The sequence below is a fragment of the Falsiroseomonas frigidaquae genome (genome assembly GCF_012163145.1).
Taxonomy (GTDB): Bacteria; Pseudomonadota; Alphaproteobacteria; order Acetobacterales; family Acetobacteraceae; genus Falsiroseomonas; species Falsiroseomonas frigidaquae.
Window position 1 is genome coordinate 412194 of record NZ_JAAVTX010000006.1, and the last position, 15925, is coordinate 428118.

General features: G+C 68.6%; 14 protein-coding genes. 3 read left to right on the forward strand and 11 right to left on the reverse strand.

Going from position 1 to position 15925, the window contains the following annotated elements:
- Positions 1-94 precede the first annotated feature (94 nt).
- Positions 95-988: a LysR family transcriptional regulator gene (locus tag HB662_RS21495; RefSeq protein WP_168052610.1), complete on the forward strand. Its 894-nt coding sequence runs from the start codon at positions 95-97 to the stop codon at positions 986-988.
- 246 nt (positions 989-1234) lie between these two features.
- On the opposite strand, the gene HB662_RS21500 is transcribed toward HB662_RS21495, so the two are convergent.
- The 4 genes from HB662_RS21500 to HB662_RS21515 are packed head-to-tail and all read right to left on the reverse strand — an operon-like array spanning position 1235 to position 4414.
- Positions 1235-2047, reverse strand: a complete 813-nt coding sequence (locus HB662_RS21500; protein WP_209443404.1) for an anti-sigma factor family protein — start codon at positions 2045-2047, stop codon at positions 1235-1237.
- A 2-nt stretch (positions 2048-2049) separates the two neighbouring features.
- The gene (locus tag HB662_RS21505) at positions 2050-2607 is read right to left on the reverse strand and encodes an RNA polymerase sigma factor (protein ID WP_245185795.1); all 558 of its coding nucleotides are present in this window, start codon (positions 2605-2607) and stop codon (positions 2050-2052) included.
- Complete coding sequence (locus HB662_RS21510) at positions 2604-2993, reverse strand: DUF305 domain-containing protein (RefSeq protein WP_209443405.1); 390 nt, start codon at positions 2991-2993, stop codon at positions 2604-2606. The genes HB662_RS21505 and HB662_RS21510 overlap by 4 nt, the downstream gene beginning before the upstream one ends.
- Positions 2990-4414: a YncE family protein gene (locus HB662_RS21515; protein ID WP_209443406.1), complete on the reverse strand. Its 1425-nt coding sequence runs from the start codon at positions 4412-4414 to the stop codon at positions 2990-2992. The genes HB662_RS21510 and HB662_RS21515 overlap by 4 nt, the downstream gene beginning before the upstream one ends.
- Before the next feature lie 279 nt (positions 4415-4693).
- Here HB662_RS21515 and HB662_RS21520 point away from each other — a divergent pair, with 279 nt between their 5' ends.
- Both HB662_RS21520 and HB662_RS21525 read left to right on the forward strand, forming a co-directional pair.
- The gene (locus HB662_RS21520; protein WP_168052612.1) at positions 4694-5218 is read left to right on the forward strand and encodes a metallophosphoesterase family protein; all 525 of its coding nucleotides are present in this window, start codon (positions 4694-4696) and stop codon (positions 5216-5218) included.
- Positions 5219-5783: 565 nt separating this feature from the next.
- The gene (locus HB662_RS21525) at positions 5784-6581 is read left to right on the forward strand and encodes a DUF2189 domain-containing protein (protein ID WP_168052614.1); all 798 of its coding nucleotides are present in this window, start codon (positions 5784-5786) and stop codon (positions 6579-6581) included.
- Between the two features lie 162 nt (positions 6582-6743).
- On the opposite strand, the gene HB662_RS21530 is transcribed toward HB662_RS21525, so the two are convergent.
- From HB662_RS21530 to HB662_RS28845, 7 genes are all read right to left on the reverse strand, one after another.
- Entirely contained in the window at positions 6744-7115 is a 372-nt protein-coding gene (locus HB662_RS21530; RefSeq protein WP_168052616.1) for a cytochrome C oxidase subunit IV family protein, read from the reverse strand.
- 9 nt (positions 7116-7124) lie between these two features.
- Complete coding sequence (locus HB662_RS21535; RefSeq protein ID WP_168052618.1) at positions 7125-7838, reverse strand: heme-copper oxidase subunit III family protein; 714 nt, start codon at positions 7836-7838, stop codon at positions 7125-7127.
- A 9-nt stretch (positions 7839-7847) separates the two neighbouring features.
- Complete coding sequence (locus HB662_RS21540) at positions 7848-8558, reverse strand: cytochrome c oxidase subunit 3 (protein WP_168052620.1); 711 nt, start codon at positions 8556-8558, stop codon at positions 7848-7850.
- Positions 8555-10336: a cytochrome c oxidase subunit I gene (gene ctaD, locus HB662_RS21545; protein ID WP_168052622.1), complete on the reverse strand. Its 1782-nt coding sequence runs from the start codon at positions 10334-10336 to the stop codon at positions 8555-8557. The genes HB662_RS21540 and ctaD overlap by 4 nt, the downstream gene beginning before the upstream one ends.
- A 108-nt stretch (positions 10337-10444) precedes the next feature.
- The gene (gene coxB, locus HB662_RS21550; RefSeq protein WP_168052624.1) at positions 10445-11245 is read right to left on the reverse strand and encodes a cytochrome c oxidase subunit II; all 801 of its coding nucleotides are present in this window, start codon (positions 11243-11245) and stop codon (positions 10445-10447) included.
- A gap of 280 nt (positions 11246-11525) precedes the next feature.
- Positions 11526-14267 (reverse strand): formate dehydrogenase subunit alpha, encoded by a 2742-nt coding sequence (fdhF, locus tag HB662_RS21555; protein ID WP_209443407.1) that lies wholly within the window; start codon positions 14265-14267, stop codon positions 11526-11528.
- Positions 14264-15868, reverse strand: a complete 1605-nt coding sequence (locus tag HB662_RS28845; RefSeq protein WP_245185796.1) for an NADH-ubiquinone oxidoreductase-F iron-sulfur binding region domain-containing protein — start codon at positions 15866-15868, stop codon at positions 14264-14266. The genes fdhF and HB662_RS28845 overlap by 4 nt, the downstream gene beginning before the upstream one ends.
- Between the last annotated feature and the right edge of the window lie 57 nt (positions 15869-15925).

Genomic DNA, 15925 nt, shown 5'->3' on the forward strand with positions numbered 1-15925 from the left:
TTGGCTCATCTCCGGCGTTGTGGAGCTGGTCACCTACCCATGCAGCGATACGCGTGGAACTGGCGAAATCCGGTCATTACCCATACAAGGATGTATGGATTGGACCGCCACACAGCTCGATTGGAATCGCATCCGCGCCTTCCTCGCCACCGCCGAGGCGGGTTCACTCTCCGCCGCGGCGCGAGCCCTCGGCCTCACCCAGCCGACGCTCGGCCGCCAGATCGCAGCGCTGGAGCGTGAGCTGGGTGTTGCCCTGTTCGAGCGGGCCGGTCGCGGCCTCGTGCTGACACCCACTGCCGGGGCCTTGCTGGACCATGTGCGCATGATGGGCGAGGCCGCCGGCCGCTTGGCCCTGGCCGCCACCGGCCAGTCGCAGCGGATCGAAGGCCCAATCCGGATTACCGCCACCGAGGCCTGTGCGGCGCAGGTCCTGCCCCCCATCATTGCCAAGCTGCGCGCGGCCCATCCCGGCATCACGGTGGAAATCCGCGCGACCAATCGCACGGTCGATCTGTTGCGCCGCGAGGCCGACATCGCTGTCCGCAACTTCGACCCGCGTGAGCCGGAACTCATCGCCCGCAAGGTGGGCGAGGACCGGGGCCGCCCCTACGCGACCGCTGGCTATCTCAGCAAGCTGGGCCAGCCTCGGGGCTGGGATGATCTGACGCGGGCCGAGTTCGTGGCATTTGGCGAAACCTCGGACTTCATCGAGGGCATGCGCGCCTTGGGCCTGCACGTGACGGCGCAGAACGTGCCGGTTCAGGTGGACAGCCACTTGGTGCATTGGGAACTGGTGAAGCAGGGCGCGGGCATCGGTTTCAACGCGGAAGCGGTGGGCGATGCGGAGCCACGGGTATGCCGTGTGCTGCCTGATGCGGCGCCCATCGTCTTCCCCATCTGGCTCGTCACACATCGGGAACTACACACCAGCCGGCGCGTGCGGGTGGTCTTTGACCTGCTGGCCGATGCGCTGTCGTCGCAGCGCTGATCCAACTGCCTGGGGTGGTTTGTATCTGGATCTACCCAGCCGCCAGTTGCCACCTGAATCGCTGGGCGAAGCTGGTTCCGCCTTGGCTCGCGCCGCCCGCTTCAGGCGTCATCGCGGCTATGGAAAACCTGCGAGAGACCGCCTTGTACCGGGTCGCACCTCCTCCGCCAGTTTCGCTTCGGTTCGGACCGCAGCGGTGCTTTTAGCTCTGGCTCGCGCATCCCCTCGGGACACACGCCGTGCCGGTCACAACGCCTGGGACAGGGCGACCTGCCGATGCACACTTTCGGCAACACGCTGCAGCGCGAGCCGCTCCAGCCCCTCAGCCGCGACGGCGAAGCCGAAGCCCCGATCCACCCACCAGAAGGCGGTGATGCCCTGCGCCGGAACCTCGGCAAAACGGAATTCGGGGCCCGCGCCGCCGGCCCGGTCGGCGCGGAGATAGACCGTCAGGCGCTCGGCGCCGGGGCCTGCATACATGAGCTGGGCGGCCGGGTCGCCCGCAGCACCCGCAAGCAGCCGCCCGCCCAGCAGGTGATAGCCGAGCTGCGCCAAATCGGGCGCCTCCAGCGGCCGGCCGAGGCGGCTCGACAGCCAGCCCACCAGCTGTGCCTCCTGCGCCGCCGCGACCTCGACGGGACGCACTGCGTCGGCGGCGAAGACACGATGCGCCGACAGCGCTTCAGCCACCATCGGCCGCGTCGCAGTGACCGCGGCGCCCTGCGGCACCAGCAGCCCATGCCCAGCCCAGCCCAGCCCACCGCCGATCACCAACCATGCCGCCACGGCGGCGATCCGGCGGACGCCGTGCAGCCGGGCCTGGCGCCGCGCCGCAAGCAGGTTGGCGACGCGCAGCCGCGCCGGAACCGGCTCCGCCTGCCCTTCGCCCAGTGCGGCACGCAGCGCGTGGCGCTGTGCCGCCATCGCCCGGAACCGCGCGGCAGTCTCCGGGTTCTCGGCGAACCAGGCTTCCACAAGCGCATTTCGCTGCTGGCCCAGCCGGCCATCGACCCAGCCCTGCAGGTCATCCTCGCCCACCGGCAGGGGGTCGCCATTCACTGTCACTTCACTCTCCGCAACGGGGGTCTGGCGAGATCGACGGTGCTGTCGCCGGCGATCAGGCGGCGCAATCTTTCGCGCCCGCGTGACAGCCGCGACATCACGGTACCGACTGGCACGCCGGTGAGCTGCGCCGCGGCATCGTAGGAAAAATCCTCGACGCCGACCAGCAACAGGACAACACGCTGATCCTCGGGCAGCGCCTCGAGGGCGATCAGCGTATCGCGCCAGATCAGGCGATGCTCGGCCGCTTGATCGGCGGTGGGATCGGCAACCTGGAGACCCTCGTCGCCTTGCTCGTCCAGCGGCAGCGCATGGCCACGCCGGGAGGCGCTGCGCCGCCCCATCCGAAACAGATTGTGCAGGATCGCGAACAGCCAGGCTTTCGCATCGGCTTCATGGCGGCGGAAATGCCAGCTGGAAATCGCCCGCTCCAGGCAATCCTGCACCAGGTCATCGGCAGCCGTGCGGTCGCGCAACAGCGCCCAGGCGAAGCGGCGGAGGGCCGGGATATGCGGCTCGATCAAAGCCGCCATTGCGCGCTCGCCGCCGGCCATCATCGCGCAGGCGAACTCCCGCGCGTGCCACCCAGGGCCGGGAACTCGTCGGCCGGTCCGCGCAGTGCCGCGAGGCGGGCCTGCATCGCCGCGACTTCGACGGTCTGCCCTGCCAGGATCTCCTCTGCCAGCTGGCGCGTCAGCGGGTCCCGGCCGTGCAGCAGCAGCAGCCGCGCCATCTCGATCGCGCCTTCATGGTGGGGCGCCATCATGGCCAGGAAATCCTGATCCGGATCGCCAGTCGGCGGCGCCGCATGCATGTCTACCATCATGCGCTCCATGGCCGCGGACATCGCGCGCGCGAAAGGGTCGGCAGCATCAGCCCATGACTGAGTACCGCCCTTCGGCCCATGATGATGATGATGATGCGCGGGCGCCATACCGGTCATGCCGTGACGCTCCTGGCACCGGGCCGGATGAAGACGAGGTTGATGCCCTTCTTGTTCCGCAGCCCGCCCGATGGCAGCGCCAGATCGCCAAGCATCACCCGATCGACGAAGCGCGGCCGGAAGGGATCCGTCACATCGAGTACCGTGCACAGCGTCTGCCCGGCGCCAGGCGTGCCCGGCAGCTCATCCTGCTCATGCACGACGAAGAGCCGGGTTCCGGCAGGGTCGAGCCACAGCCCGTGCGCTTCCCGCCCGCCGGTCGCGATCTCGCCCACGACCCGGCGTTGCCCGAGCGGCGCCGAGCGGTCGATGATGACGAGTTTGGAAGATGCGCCGCCGCCCGGCCCCGCGCCGTCATCGATCCGACCGAGGCTGGCATAGACCGCGCGACCTTGGGCATTCTCGACGAATTCCACATGGTTGGGCCGCGCCAGGGCGCCGAGCGGGATGGTCTCCGCGATGGCCCGGCCATCGGCCGGAAGCACCGAGAGCGAATCCGCCAGCTTGTGGCTGATCCAGAATTCGCGCCCATCCGGGCTGAGCTTCAGGAAGGGGCTGAATCCGAAGCGGTCCTGCGCGCTGATATCGAGCCGTGCGCTGCGTCGCGCCGTGCTGAAGCCCGAGGCATCGTAGGTGACGTCGAGCAGGTCGATCAGGGAGGCTTTCTGGCTGATGACCGCGGCGCGGCTCCCATCGGCCGAGAACCAGGCATGCGCCGGGCCGGGCATGGTATCGACGAAGCCCCGGATGGCGTGCCCCGGACGGCCGCCGGCACTTTCCTCCCGTGCCTTCTGGACGTCGAGCACCGCGATCCGATCCTCGCCGCGCACGGTCACCCACAGCTCCCGCCCGTTGCGGGTGAAGGTCGGCTCATGCGGCTCGCGACCCACGAAGACGCCGCTGGTCAGGCGCTCGGGGTTGGTTTGCGCGGAGGCCTGAGGATTGGGCCGGTTGCCGACAATGCGTCGCGTCGCGGTATCGATGAGGTAGAGGTTGCTGGTGCCGCGCCCGGTGGTCGCGACCAATGTGGAGTCCGGGTTGGGCACCGCGCCGTGGATCGAGATGGCGCCGTGATAGAGCGGCTTCTGCACCATGGCGCCATGCGTCGGCATGACGCCGCCCGTCACGAAGCGGAACGGAGGGCGGCGATCCTCATCGAAGGAGGTGAGATTGACGCTGGTCTGCACCACGAGGCGCACCGGGTCGATGACAACGAGCGTGTTGCTGTCCTCGCAGCAGATCCAGACGCCGTCGCCCATGGATGCCGCGGCGGCCGGGGCCTGGCCGGGCCCAGGTTGTGCGACGGGCGCGGGCTGCGCCTGGGCGGGCGCGGCAGCCATGGTTCCCAAGGCGGCGACCAGGCCCGTGGCCAGTGTCAACGCATCGCGCCGGGACGTGGAGGGGGTGGGGCTCTGGCTCACTCGGGCGCTCCTGTCAGGCGTCGACCCGACCTGGGGCGACACGGCTGAGAGTGAGATGCCGGGAAAGCGGGTTTATTCCCAGGCTCTGGAAGAAAACATCTGGCGGGTGACATGGCGACCAGATGCTGGATCTCGGACCCTGCGATGGCCGCTTCAGCCGCGCTGCCGATGGGGGCGCACTGGCTGGAACGTCCCACCGCTGCTCCAGCCGGTCCTCAACCTACCATTCTCCGTCCCGAGCCCATTGCACTCCGGCGGCTGACCAGATCGGATGGCGCCATGGCGGTCTTCTTCACCAGCGACACCCACTTCGGCCATGCCGGGGCACGAGGCCTCTATCGCCGACCCTTCGCATCGGTGGCGGAGATGGATGCCGCCATGCTGGAGCGCTGGAACGCCACCGTGGGACCCGGGGACGAGGTCTGGCATCTCGGCGATTTCGCGGTCGCTCTGCCAGAGACCGCAGTGGCGGATCTGCTCGGCAGGTTGCACGGCCGCAAGCACCTCATCACCGGCAACAACGACTCATCGGCGACTACGGGTATGGCCGGTTGGGCCAGCGCCCGGCCCTATGTCGAGATCGAACTGGATGGTGTTGGCTTGGTTCTCTGCCACTACCCTTTCCGCACTTGGCGCAACATGAGCCGCGGCTGGCGCAATCTGCACGGCCACAGCCACGGCCGCCTGGCGCCGCTGCCGCGGCAGACGGATGTTGGTGTCGATGCCTGGAACTACAGGCCGGTGACGCTGGCGGAGATCATCGCCGCAAAGCGACCCCGCGCGCGGGCGAAGCAATCGTCCTGAGGCCAGGCCTTGCGGAGGAAGTCTTCCAGGTCAGCCCGCACGCCCTTCGTCTGGCTGGTCTTATCAGGTCCGGTCATGCAGCCTGGACGGCCGTGACGCCCGCTCATCCTCATGCTCGTGGTCATATCCACCACTCCGACCCCTGAGTTCCCGCAGGTGTGGTCCGCCTATGGCCCGCCGCCATCCCGCGCAGTGGAGCGTGCAGCAGCCGGAAGGTGACTGCGACTTGGTGATTTCGCATGGTGCGGCAGCGGTCGTCGACGCCATGGAATGAATTGGCCGGCCAGGGCCTGCCGCGCTGATCGACGTCACGCGCAGCGAAGCGAGACCAGTAATCTGGTGGCTGGTCATCGCCCCGGTTCATCGAGCCTGCGCGCCAGCTCCTCCTCACGGCGATGCGCGTTCGCAGCCGGCGTTACGGTGCTAAGGTGGCCACGGCAAAGAGGTTGAATGCTGAAGCCGGCAGGAGCGCTGGCGACGCCCCTTTGGCGCCCCGGCGGTGATTGCCCTCCTGCTCGATGGCGGGTGGCGACGCCTGCCGCCGCTTTCTCGGGGAGCCGGAACCATGGCCAACATCTCCGCTTCGAAGGGCATGCTCGCGGGACATGACGAGCCGGCCATTCACAGGATCGGCTTGTCCGATCTGCGCGACGCGCTGGCACGCGGCTACGACGACTTCATGGCCACGCCGACGCAGCTCGTCTTCCTCGGCATCATCTATCCGCTGGTCGGGCTGGTGGCGGCGCGGGCTGCCGCGGGCGGCGACCTGCTGCCGCTGTTCTATCCCATGGTCGCCGGGCTGTCCCTTATGGGCCCCGTCGCCGCGATTGGCATCTATGAGCTGAGCCGTCGCCGTGAGCAGGGACTTGAGGTGTCCTGGGTCAATGCCTTCGACATCCTGCGTGCACCCGCACTCGGTTCCATCGTGGCGCTCGGGCTGCTGCTCTGCGTCATCTTTGTCGCCTGGCTGCTCACAGCCAATATGATCTACGAGATGACAATGGGGCGGCTGCCCTTCCCGGGCTCGGTCCGTGCGTTCGCCGGCCAGGTGCTTGGGACGCCTGAAGGCAGGAACCTCATCCTGCTTGGCAATGCGGCCGGATTTTTCTTCGCGGTCCTGGTTCTGACCCTGACCGTGGTCTCCTTCCCCATGCTGCTCGATCGCAACGTCGGCGTCGCCACGGCGGTCCGCACCTCGATACGTGCCGTCGTGGCAAACCCCGGCACCATGGCGATCTGGGGTCTGATCGTGGCGGCGCTGCTGCTGCTCGGCTGCCTGCCGGTCTTCGTCGGGCTGGCCGTGGTGATGCCCCTGCTCGGCCATGCGACCTGGCATCTCTATCGAAAGGTCGTGCAGAACTGACGGCGCTCAGACCGCGCCGAGAAGCCAGGCCAGGCCGATCGCGACCAGGATGCAGACCGCCAGGCCGAGGCCGATGATGGTCCGGTTGCTGAGCCGTCGACGCGGCGAGGAGGGTGTCAATCCACTCCTCCCCTGGCGTTGCGGGCTGTGCACATCTTCATGTCAGTCTCCCACGCCAAGGAAGGTCTGGCGCATCCACAGCGTGTGCTCGGACTCGATGGCCATCAGCGCAGCAAAAACCAGGACGGCCACTGGCGGGAGCAGGATGGCGAGGGCGAGGGCGAGACGCTCCCACACCATGTGCATGAAGACGGCGACGATCAGCGCGGCCTTCAGGCCCATGAACAGCAGGATCAGCCCCCACCGCAGCACGCCCTGCAGGTGGAAGTAGTCCACGAGATAGGAGAAGAGGCTGAGGACGAAAAGCCAGCCCCAGACCACGAGATAAACCCGGACCGGGTGCTGCTGTCCCTCATGCGCCGTCGGCGACGCTGAATGGGACGCTGAATGGGCCGCTGCATGGGCCGCCGCCATGGTCGCCTCCTACCAGAGATAGAACAGCGCGAAGATGAAGACCCACACCAGATCCACGAAGTGCCAGTAGAGCCCGGCGATCTCCACCATTTCGTAGCGACCCCGGCGGCCGGTCAGGCCGCCTGGCCGCTCCTGGTCCAGGTCGCCGCGCCAGACCTTGCGCGCGACGATGAGCAGCATGATCACGCCGATGGTCACATGCGTGCCGTGGAAGCCCGTTATGGTGAAGAACGTCGCGCCGAACTGCGCGGCACCCCAGGGATTCTCCCATGGCCGAACGCCTTCGTGGATCAGCTTCGACCACTCGAATGCCTGCATGCCGACGAAGGCGGCGCCGAACAGCGCGGTCAGCAGGATCAGCGCCGTGGTTTTCACCCGGTCGCGGCGATAGGCGTAGTTCACCGCCATCGCCATGGTGCCACTGCTGCTGATCAGCACGAAGGTCATGATGGCGATCAGCAGCAGCGGAAAATTGGTGCCTGCGATTTCGAGCGCGAAGACTTCGCTGGGGTTCGGCCAGGCGACGGTGGTGGAGGCACGCACCGTCATGTAGGCCAGCAGGAAGCAGCCGAAGATGAAGGTGTCGCTGAGCAGGAAGATCCACATCATGGTCTTCCCCCAGGACGCGCCCTTGAAGGCGCGCTGATCCGAGGACCAGTCCGCGACGACGCCACGCCAGCCTGGGGGCCGGGCAGCCTGGGTGTGCAGGAGTGCAGTGTTCATCGGCCGGTCCTACCTGAACGGGGCGGTGCAGAGCGCGACGAGCCAGTCGAATGAGGGTGCGAAGGAAAGTGTGAAGAACAGCACGATCCAGACCAGCAGCAGGAAGTGCCAGTAGGTCGCGCAGAGCTCCAGGCTCAGCCGCAGCCGGTCGTCCGGGACACCCTGCCGCAGCCTTGCCTCGGTCCTGCCCAGCGCCACCAGCCCACCAAGCAGGTGCAGCCCGTGCACGGCGGTGATGAGGTAGAAGAAGGCATCGGCCGGGTTGTTGGCCGGCAGGTAGCCCGCCACCGCAAGCTCCCGCCATGCCGCGAGTTGGCCCACGAGGAAGGCCAGGCCCGCGGCGCCGCCCGCGAGCAGACCGGAACGCGCGCCCTTGCGGTCGCCTTCCTGCGCCGCGCGCAGGGCGCGCTGCAGCGCCAGGCTCGCCAGCACGAGCACCGCCGTGTTCACCCAGAGCAGCCGCGGCTGCGGCGGCGGGCTCCAGTCCGGCAGCGTCATCCGCATGGCGTAGGCGCTGAGCAGCAGCGCCATGAGCGCGGAGGCGACCCCGATGAAGACGCCGAGCCCGAGCTTCGCCGCAGGCAGCGCAACGGCGCCGCGCGGCGAGGCCTCCTCCAGCGGACCCGTCTCCAGCCAGGGCCGGCTCACGATCCCCTGCCGCACCAGCCACCACCCGCCGAATGCGGCCAGCACGCCGAGCAGCAGGAGCGTCACCGTCATGTCGCCAGCCCCCTCGCCGCATGCGAGGGTGACGGGTCGGGCTGGTTCTGCGGCACGAAGTCCTCCTTCGCGCCCGGCACCGAATAATCGTAGGGCCAGCGATGCACCACCGGTAGCTCCGGTCCCCAATTGCCGTGGCCCGGCGGGGTTTCGGGTGTCTGCCACTCCAGCGTCGTGGCGCGCCAGGGATTGGGCCCGGATGCCCTGCCGTGGCGCAGGCTCCAGGCCAGGTTGAACAGGAACAGCATCTGTGCCGCGCCCACCACCAGCGCCACCACGCTGATGAAGGCGTTCAGATCCCCCGCCGACGCCGGCACGAAGGCGGTCTCGCCGATCTCGTGGTAGCGTCGCGGCACGCCGAGCAGCCCGAGATAGTGCATCGGGAAGAAGATCGCATAGGCGCCGAGAAAGGTGATCCAGAAGTGGATCTTCCCCATGGTCTCGTCGAGCATCCGTCCCGTGATCTTCGGGTACCAGTGATAGATCCCGCCATAGATCACCATCACCGGCGCGACGCCCATCACCATGTGGAAATGCGCCACCACGAACATCGTGTCCGACAGCGGCACGTCCACGACCACGTTGCCCAGGAACAGCCCGGTCAGCCCGCCATTGACGAAGGTGACGATGAATCCGAGCGCGAAGAGCATCGGCGTATTGAGATGGATGTTGCCGCGCCACAGCGTCAGAAGCCAGTTGTAGACCTTGATGGCGGTCGGGATGGCGATGATCAGCGTGGTGGTGGCGAAGAAGAAGCCGAACCAGGGATGCATCCCGCTGACATACATGTGGTGCGCCCAGACGATGAAGCTCAGCGCGCCGATGATGACGATGGCCCAGACCATCATGCGGTAGCCGAAGATATTGCGCCGCGCATGCGTGCTGATCAGGTCGGAGACGATGCCAAAGGCCGGCAGCGCCACGATGTAGACCTCCGGGTGGCCGAAGAACCAGAACAGGTGCTGGAACAGGATCGGGCTGCCGCCGCCGTAGCGGAGCCGTTCACCGAACTCGACCAGCGTCGGCATGAAGAAGCTGGTGCCGATCAGCCGGTCGAGCAGCATCATCACCGCGCCCACGAACAGCGCCGGGAAGGCCAGCAGCGCCATGACCGTGGCGGTGAAGATTCCCCAGACCGTCAGCGGCATGCGCATCAGCGTCATGCCGCGCGTGCGCGCCTGCAGCACCGTCACCACGTAGTTCAGCCCGCCCATGGTGAAGCCGGCGATGAACAGGCAGAGCGAAAGCAGCATCAACACGATGCCCCACTCCCGTCCCGGCGTGCCGGAGAGGATCGCCTGCGGTGGATAGAGCGTCCATCCCGCACCGGTGGGCCCGCCGGGGGCGAAGAAGCTTGCCACCAGCACCAGCACGGCCAGCAGGTAGACCCAGAAGCTCAGCATGTTGACGAAGGGGAACACCATGTCCCGCGCGCCGAGCATCAACGGGATGAGGTAGTTGCCGAAACCGCCGAGAAACAACGCGGTCAGCAGGTACACCACCATGATCATGCCGTGCATGGTGATGAACTGGTAGTAGGCCTGCGGCTCGATGAAGGTGAAGGTGTTGGGGAAGCCGAGCTGCAGCCGGATCAGCCAGGACAGCACCAGCGCCACCATCCCGATCGCGATGGCGGTCAGCGAGTACTGGATGCCGATGACCTTGGCGTCCTGGCTGAAGACATAGGTGCTCCACCAGCCATGTGGGTGGGGCAGTTCCATCTCCGGCACTTCTGCCGCCGGGATCAGGCCGCCGGTGCCATGCGCCAGTTCGCTCATCGGTTCGCCTACCTCCCTGCTGGCCGGCGACGCGCGCGCCGCGGGCTCAACAAGCCAGCCGAATGTCACCTGCGGCGCCATGCCGCGCAGATGTGGAACTCCACCGTTTCACCTGGTGTCTCCCGCAGCCTGCGCGAAGCGGCGTTGGCCGCCGAGCCAGGCCTGGTACTCCTCCGCCGTCTGCACGACGACGCGCCCGCGCATGACGGCGTGACCGGAGCCGCAAAGCTCGGCGCAGAGCACGTCGAAGGTGCCGGTGCGGGTTGGTGTGAACCAGAAATAGGTCACGGAGCCCGGGATCATGTCCATCTTGGCCCGGAACTCCGGCACGTAGAAATTGTGCAGCACATCCACCGAGCGCAGGAGAACCTTCACCGGGCGCCCGATCGGCAGGTGGAAGTCATCGGCCTGGATGATGACGTCGTCCCGCCCGGCCGGATCGCCTGGCACCAGCCCAAGCAGGTTGTCCGGCGAGACCAGGCGCGTATCCACCGCGCCGAGCCGCCCGTCCTCGCCGGGAAGACGGTAGCTCCATTGCCATTGCTGGCCGATGATCTCGATCTCGGTCGCGTCTGCCGGGGGCGTGACGAACAGGTGCCAGACAAAGAGGCCGGGTGCCAGCATCGCCGCGACGCCAAGCGCCGTCGCGACCGTCAGCCAGACCTCCAGCCGCTTGTTCTCAGGCTCATGGACGGCGCGCCTGCCTGGCGTACTGCGGAAGCGGAACACGCAGTAGGCCATGAAGCCGACAACGGCGACGAAGACGACGCCGGTGATCCAGAAGGTGACGGTGATGGTGGCGTCGATGTAGCTCCAGTTGGAGGCGATCGGCGTCCACCACCAGGGGCTGAGCAGGTGGAACGCCACCGATCCGACTGCGACCAGGACAAGGATCAGTGCAACGGCCATGGCGGCGCCACCCCGTTGCCGCACAGTCGCGCGGACCCATGTTGCAGCGCAGGGAAGCGCTTCCCGCACCAGGCGGGCCGGTCACTGGCGCCGGCCGCGGGGCCGGCCGGCTGTTCCGCCTTTGCCATCATCCAACCCTCTGCGATGCACCCGGAAGCACGACGCGCAGTAGGCAAGACACCTTGGGATCACGGTGGCGGAGGTTACCGGCGTCGACAAGAAGATTTTCCGGCAGTCAGCGGGACGTGATGCCGGGGCGGACCGGAGCTGGAGCGGCGCGTCAGACGGCTTCGACGCGCACGGCGCAGTACTTGAACTCCGGAATCTTCCCGAAGGGATCAAGCTGCGGGTTCGTCAGCAGGTTGGCTGCTGCCTCGCGATAGGCAAAGGGCATGAAGACGAGGCCTTCCGGCAGGTCCGGGTCGGCGCGCGCGGAAAGCTCCACTGCGCCACGGCGCGTGGACAGGCGCAGGCGCCCGCCCGGGGCCACGCCAAGCCGCCGCAGCACCTCCGGCGCCAGCGAGGCGGTGGGCCCGGGCTGCAGCGCATCCAGCACGCCCGCGCGCCGGGTCATGGCGCCGGTGTGCCAATGCTCCAGCTCGCGCCCGGTCGTCAGCACGAAGGGGAAGTCCGCATCCGGCATCTCCGCCGGATCGAGCAGGTTGGCCGGCACCAGCCGCGCGCGGCCCGTGACGGTCGGGAAGGCGTCGCCGAAGACGATGGCCTGCCCCGGCTGGTCCGGACCAAGGCAGGGATAGGTGACGCTGTCCTCCCGCAGCAGGCGGTCCCAGGTGATGTGATCGAGGCTCGGCATGGCCAGCGCCATCTCGGCGAAGACCTCGCGCGGATGCGTGTAGCTCCAGTCCAGTCCAAGTCGCCGGGCCAGGTCCACGATGATGTCGAGGTCCTGGCGCGCCTGGCCGGGCAGCGGCAGCGCGGCACGGCCCATCTGCACCTGGCGGTTGGTGTTGGTCGCGGTGCCGTCCTTTTCCGGCCAGGCGGAGGCCGGCAGCACCACATCGGCCAAAGCCGCCGTTTCCGTCAGGAACAGGTCCTGCACAACCAGGTGGTCGAGCTTCGCCAGCGCCGCGCGGGCGTGCACGAGGTCGGGGTCCGACATCGCCGGGTTCTCGCCCATCACGTACATCCCGGCGATCTCGCCTCGCTCCATGGCGCCCATGATCTCGACCACGGTGAGGCCCGGCCGCGGATCGAGCCGCGCACCCCACAGCGCTTCCAGCCGCGCGCGGGCCGCGTCCTCGCCGGTGGGGTGGTAGTCCGGGAAGGCCATCGGGATCAGCCCGGCATCGGACGCGCCCTGGACGTTGTTCTGCCCGCGCAGCGGGTGCAGCCCGGTGCCGGGCCGCCCGACATGGCCGCAGAGCAGCGCGAGCGCGATCAGGCAGCGGGTATTGTCCGTGCCGTGGGTGGACTGGCTGATCCCCATGCCCCAGAGGATCATGGCGCGGTCGGCACGGGCGAACAGGCGCGCGACGCGGCGGATCTGCTCGGCGGGCACGTCGCAGATCGGCGCCATGGCCTCCGGCGTCAGCGCCGCGACATGGCTGCGGAGCTGCTCGAAATCCTCCAGATGCGCCGCCACATATTGCCGGTCGTGCAACCCCTCCATGATGATGACGTGCAGCATGGCATTCAGCAGCGGCACGTCGCGGCCCGGCGCGAAGCGCACCACCTCCGTCGCGTGCCGATCAAGCCCGGTGCCGCGCGGGTCCATGACCACCAGCTTCGCGCCGCGCGCGGCGGCCTCCTTCAGGAAGGTGGCGGCGACGGGATGATTCTCGGTCGGGCGCGCGCCGATCACCACGATCACCTCCGCCTCCATCGCCGCGGTGAAGGGGGCGGTGACGGCGCCGCTGCCGATGCCCTCCAGCAGCGCGGCGACCGAGGCCGCGTGGCAGAGCCGCGTGCAATGGTCCACGTTGTTGGTGCCGAAGCCCGTGCGGACCAGCTTCTGGAACAGGTAGGCCTCCTCGTTGGAGCCCTTGGCCGAGCCGAAGCCGGCCAATGCATCCGGCCCACGCGTGTCGCGGACGCGGCGAAGCCCCTCCGCCGCACGTGCCATCGCCTCCTCCCAGCTTGCCTCGCGAAACTTTCCGCGGGCCTGGCCGAGATCGACGCAGTCGCCGGGCTCCTTCGCCGCCCCCTCCCGCCGTACCAGTGGGACCGTCAGCCGCTCGGGGTGGCGCACGTAGTCGAAGCCGAAGCGCCCCTTCACGCAGAGCCGGCCGAGATTTGAGGGCCCGTCGCGCCCCGTCACCTCGACGATGGCATCGTCACGCACCCTGAAATCCACCTGGCAGCCGACGCCGCAATAGGGGCAGACGCTTGGCACCACGCGCTCCGCCGCCTGGCTGCGTTGGCCGGCCTGGTCCACCACGGATTTCGGCAGCAGCGCGCCGGTCGGGCAGGCCTGCACGCATTCCCCGCAAGCGACGCAGGTGCTCTGGCCCATCGGCGTCGCCGTATCGAACACCACCTGCACGCCGATCCCGCGATGGGCGAGACCGATGACATCGTTATGCTGCACCTCGCGGCAGGCACGCTCGCAAAGCCCGCACTGGATGCAGGCGTCGAGCTGGACGAGCATGGCCGGGTGGCTCGCATCCACGCGCGGCACATGCTGCTCCGCAGCGAAGCGGCTTTCCGTGACGCCGACATGCCGCGCCCAGCGCGCGAAGACGCCGGAGGGATCGCGCGCGTCCACGCCGGGCTGGTCCGCCAGCAGCAGCTCGAACACCATCCGGCGCGCATGCTGCACGCGAGGTGTCGCGGTCCGCACCACCATGGCCTCGCTCGGCTTGCGGATGCAGGACGCGGCCAGCACGCGCTCCCCGGTCACCTCGACCAGGCAGGCACGGCAGTTGCCGTCGGGACGGTAGCCCGGGCGATCGAGGTGGCAGAGATGCGGCACCTCCACGCCGAGGCGCGTCGCGACCTGCCAGATCGTCTCGCCGGGCGCGGCCTCCACGTCCCGGCCATCGAGCGAGAAGCGGATCGTCATGGCACCATGTCTTCGGGAAAGTGGCGCAGCAGGGTCAGCACCGGGTTCATCGCCGCCTGGCCAAGCCCGCAGATCGAGCCATCGGCCATGCCCTGCGCCAGGTCCTTCAGCAGCGCGCGGTCCCATACCGGCGCCTGCAGCAGATGCGTGGCCTTGGCGGTGCCGACCCGGCACGGGGTGCATTGGCCGCAGCTTTCATCCCGGAAGAAGCGCAGCAGGTTGCGCACCGCCTCTGGCAGGTCGTCCTGGTCCGACAGCACCACCACGGCGCCGGAGCCCACGAAGCAGCCCTGCGCATCCAGCGTGCCGAAATCCAGCGGCAGGTCGCCGAGATGCTCCGGCAGGATGCCGCCGGAGGCTCCGCCGGGCAGATAGGCCGCAAAGCGATGTCCCGGTGCCATGCCGCCGGAGAATTCCTCGATTAACTCGCGCACGGTGACCCCGGCGGGCGCCAGCTTTTCTCCGGGATCGCGCACGCGGCCGGACACCGAGAAGAAGCGCAGGCCGGTGCGCCCGCGCCGCCCCTGCGCCGCATATTCGGCAGGACCTTCCGGCCTGCCCAGGATCTGCGGCAGGAACCACAGGGTCTCCACGTTGTGGATCAGCGTCGGCTGCCCGAACAGTCCCGCTTCGCCGGGAAAGGGCGGCTTGTGCCGGGGATAGCCGCGGCGTCCCTCCAGGCTTTCCAGCAGCGCCGTCTCCTCGCCACAGATGTAGGCGCCGGCGCCGCGGCGCAGATGGATCGGCACCCCGGCCAGGCCGGCATAGGCCAGTGCGGCAATCTCGCGTTCCAGGGCGCGGCGCAGATGCGGGTATTCGTCACGCAGGTAGATCCAGCAGGCATCTGCCTGCACGGCATGCGCGGCGAGCAGCATGCCTTCCAGCACGCGGTGCGGCTCGGTCTCCAGGCAATAGCGGTCCTTGAAGGTGCCGGGCTCGCCTTCGTCGGCATTCACCACGACATGGCGCGGACCGGGATGGGCGCGCACCAGCGCCCACTTCCGGGCCGCAGGGAATCCTGCGCCACCGAGGCCGCGCAGGCCGGCCTCCTGGATCCGCGTCAGCATGACTTCGCGCGGCAGGTCGCCGGCCAGTGCCGCGGCAAGCACGCGGTAGCCGCCGCGGGCGCGGTAATCCGCAAGCGCTGGCGGCGCCGGCATCTCCGGCACATGGCCGGCCACGGCGCGGGCGACACGATCCGGCGTCGCCGCCTCGACCAGATCATGGCCGACGGCGCAGGCTGGCGCATGGTGGCAGGCGCCCATGCAGGGGGCGGTGACGAGCCTTGCACCCGCGATGGGCGCATCGCGCAGTGCCTGCATCAGCCGCGCCGCGCCGGCCATGGCACAGGGCAGGCTTTCGCAGATCCGCACCGTCATCAGCTCCGGCCCCGGCGCGGCGTCGTCCACCACGTCGAAATGCGCGTAGAAGGTGGCGACCTCGAAGACCTCGACCGGCGCCAGGCGCAGCATCGCCGCCAGGGCCAGCAGGTGGCCTTCCCGCAGGCAGCCGTAGCGGTCCTGCAGCGCGTGCAGGTGTTCGATCAGCAGATCCCGCCGCAGTTCCATCCCCGCAAGTGCGGTGACGACAGCCTCGCGCATTTCTGCTGAGAAGCTGCCGCCGCGCGGGCCGGAGCGTGGTGCGCGTCGTGGCATCGC

Bases quoted from the DNA above. Each gene is read 5' to 3' on its own strand.
- coxB (WP_168052624.1), bottom strand. From the start codon at position 11,245: ATGGCCGTTGCACTGATCCTTGTCCTGGTCGCAGTCGGATCGGTGGCG.
- HB662_RS21510 (WP_209443405.1), bottom strand. From the start codon at position 2,993: ATGACCGGTATGGCGCCCGCGCATCATCATCATCATCATGGGCCGAAG.
- HB662_RS21520 (WP_168052612.1), top strand. From the start codon at position 4,694: ATGGCGGTCTTCTTCACCAGCGACACCCACTTCGGCCATGCCGGGGCA.
- HB662_RS21525 (WP_168052614.1), top strand. From the start codon at position 5,784: ATGGCCAACATCTCCGCTTCGAAGGGCATGCTCGCGGGACATGACGAG.
- ctaD (WP_168052622.1), bottom strand. From the start codon at position 10,336: ATGAGCGAACTGGCGCATGGCACCGGCGGCCTGATCCCGGCGGCAGAA.
- fdhF (WP_209443407.1), bottom strand. From the start codon at position 14,267: ATGACGATCCGCTTCTCGCTCGATGGCCGGGACGTGGAGGCCGCGCCC.
- HB662_RS21535 (WP_168052618.1), bottom strand. From the start codon at position 7,838: ATGAACACTGCACTCCTGCACACCCAGGCTGCCCGGCCCCCAGGCTGG.
- HB662_RS21505 (WP_245185795.1), bottom strand. From the start codon at position 2,607: ATGATGGCCGGCGGCGAGCGCGCAATGGCGGCTTTGATCGAGCCGCAT.
- HB662_RS21540 (WP_168052620.1), bottom strand. From the start codon at position 8,558: ATGACGGTGACGCTCCTGCTGCTCGGCGTGCTGGCCGCATTCGGCGGG.
- HB662_RS21495 (WP_168052610.1), top strand. From the start codon at position 95: ATGGATTGGACCGCCACACAGCTCGATTGGAATCGCATCCGCGCCTTC.
- HB662_RS28845 (WP_245185796.1), bottom strand. From the start codon at position 15,868: ATGCGCGAGGCTGTCGTCACCGCACTTGCGGGGATGGAACTGCGGCGG.
- HB662_RS21530 (WP_168052616.1), bottom strand. From the start codon at position 7,115: ATGGCGGCGGCCCATGCAGCGGCCCATTCAGCGTCCCATTCAGCGTCG.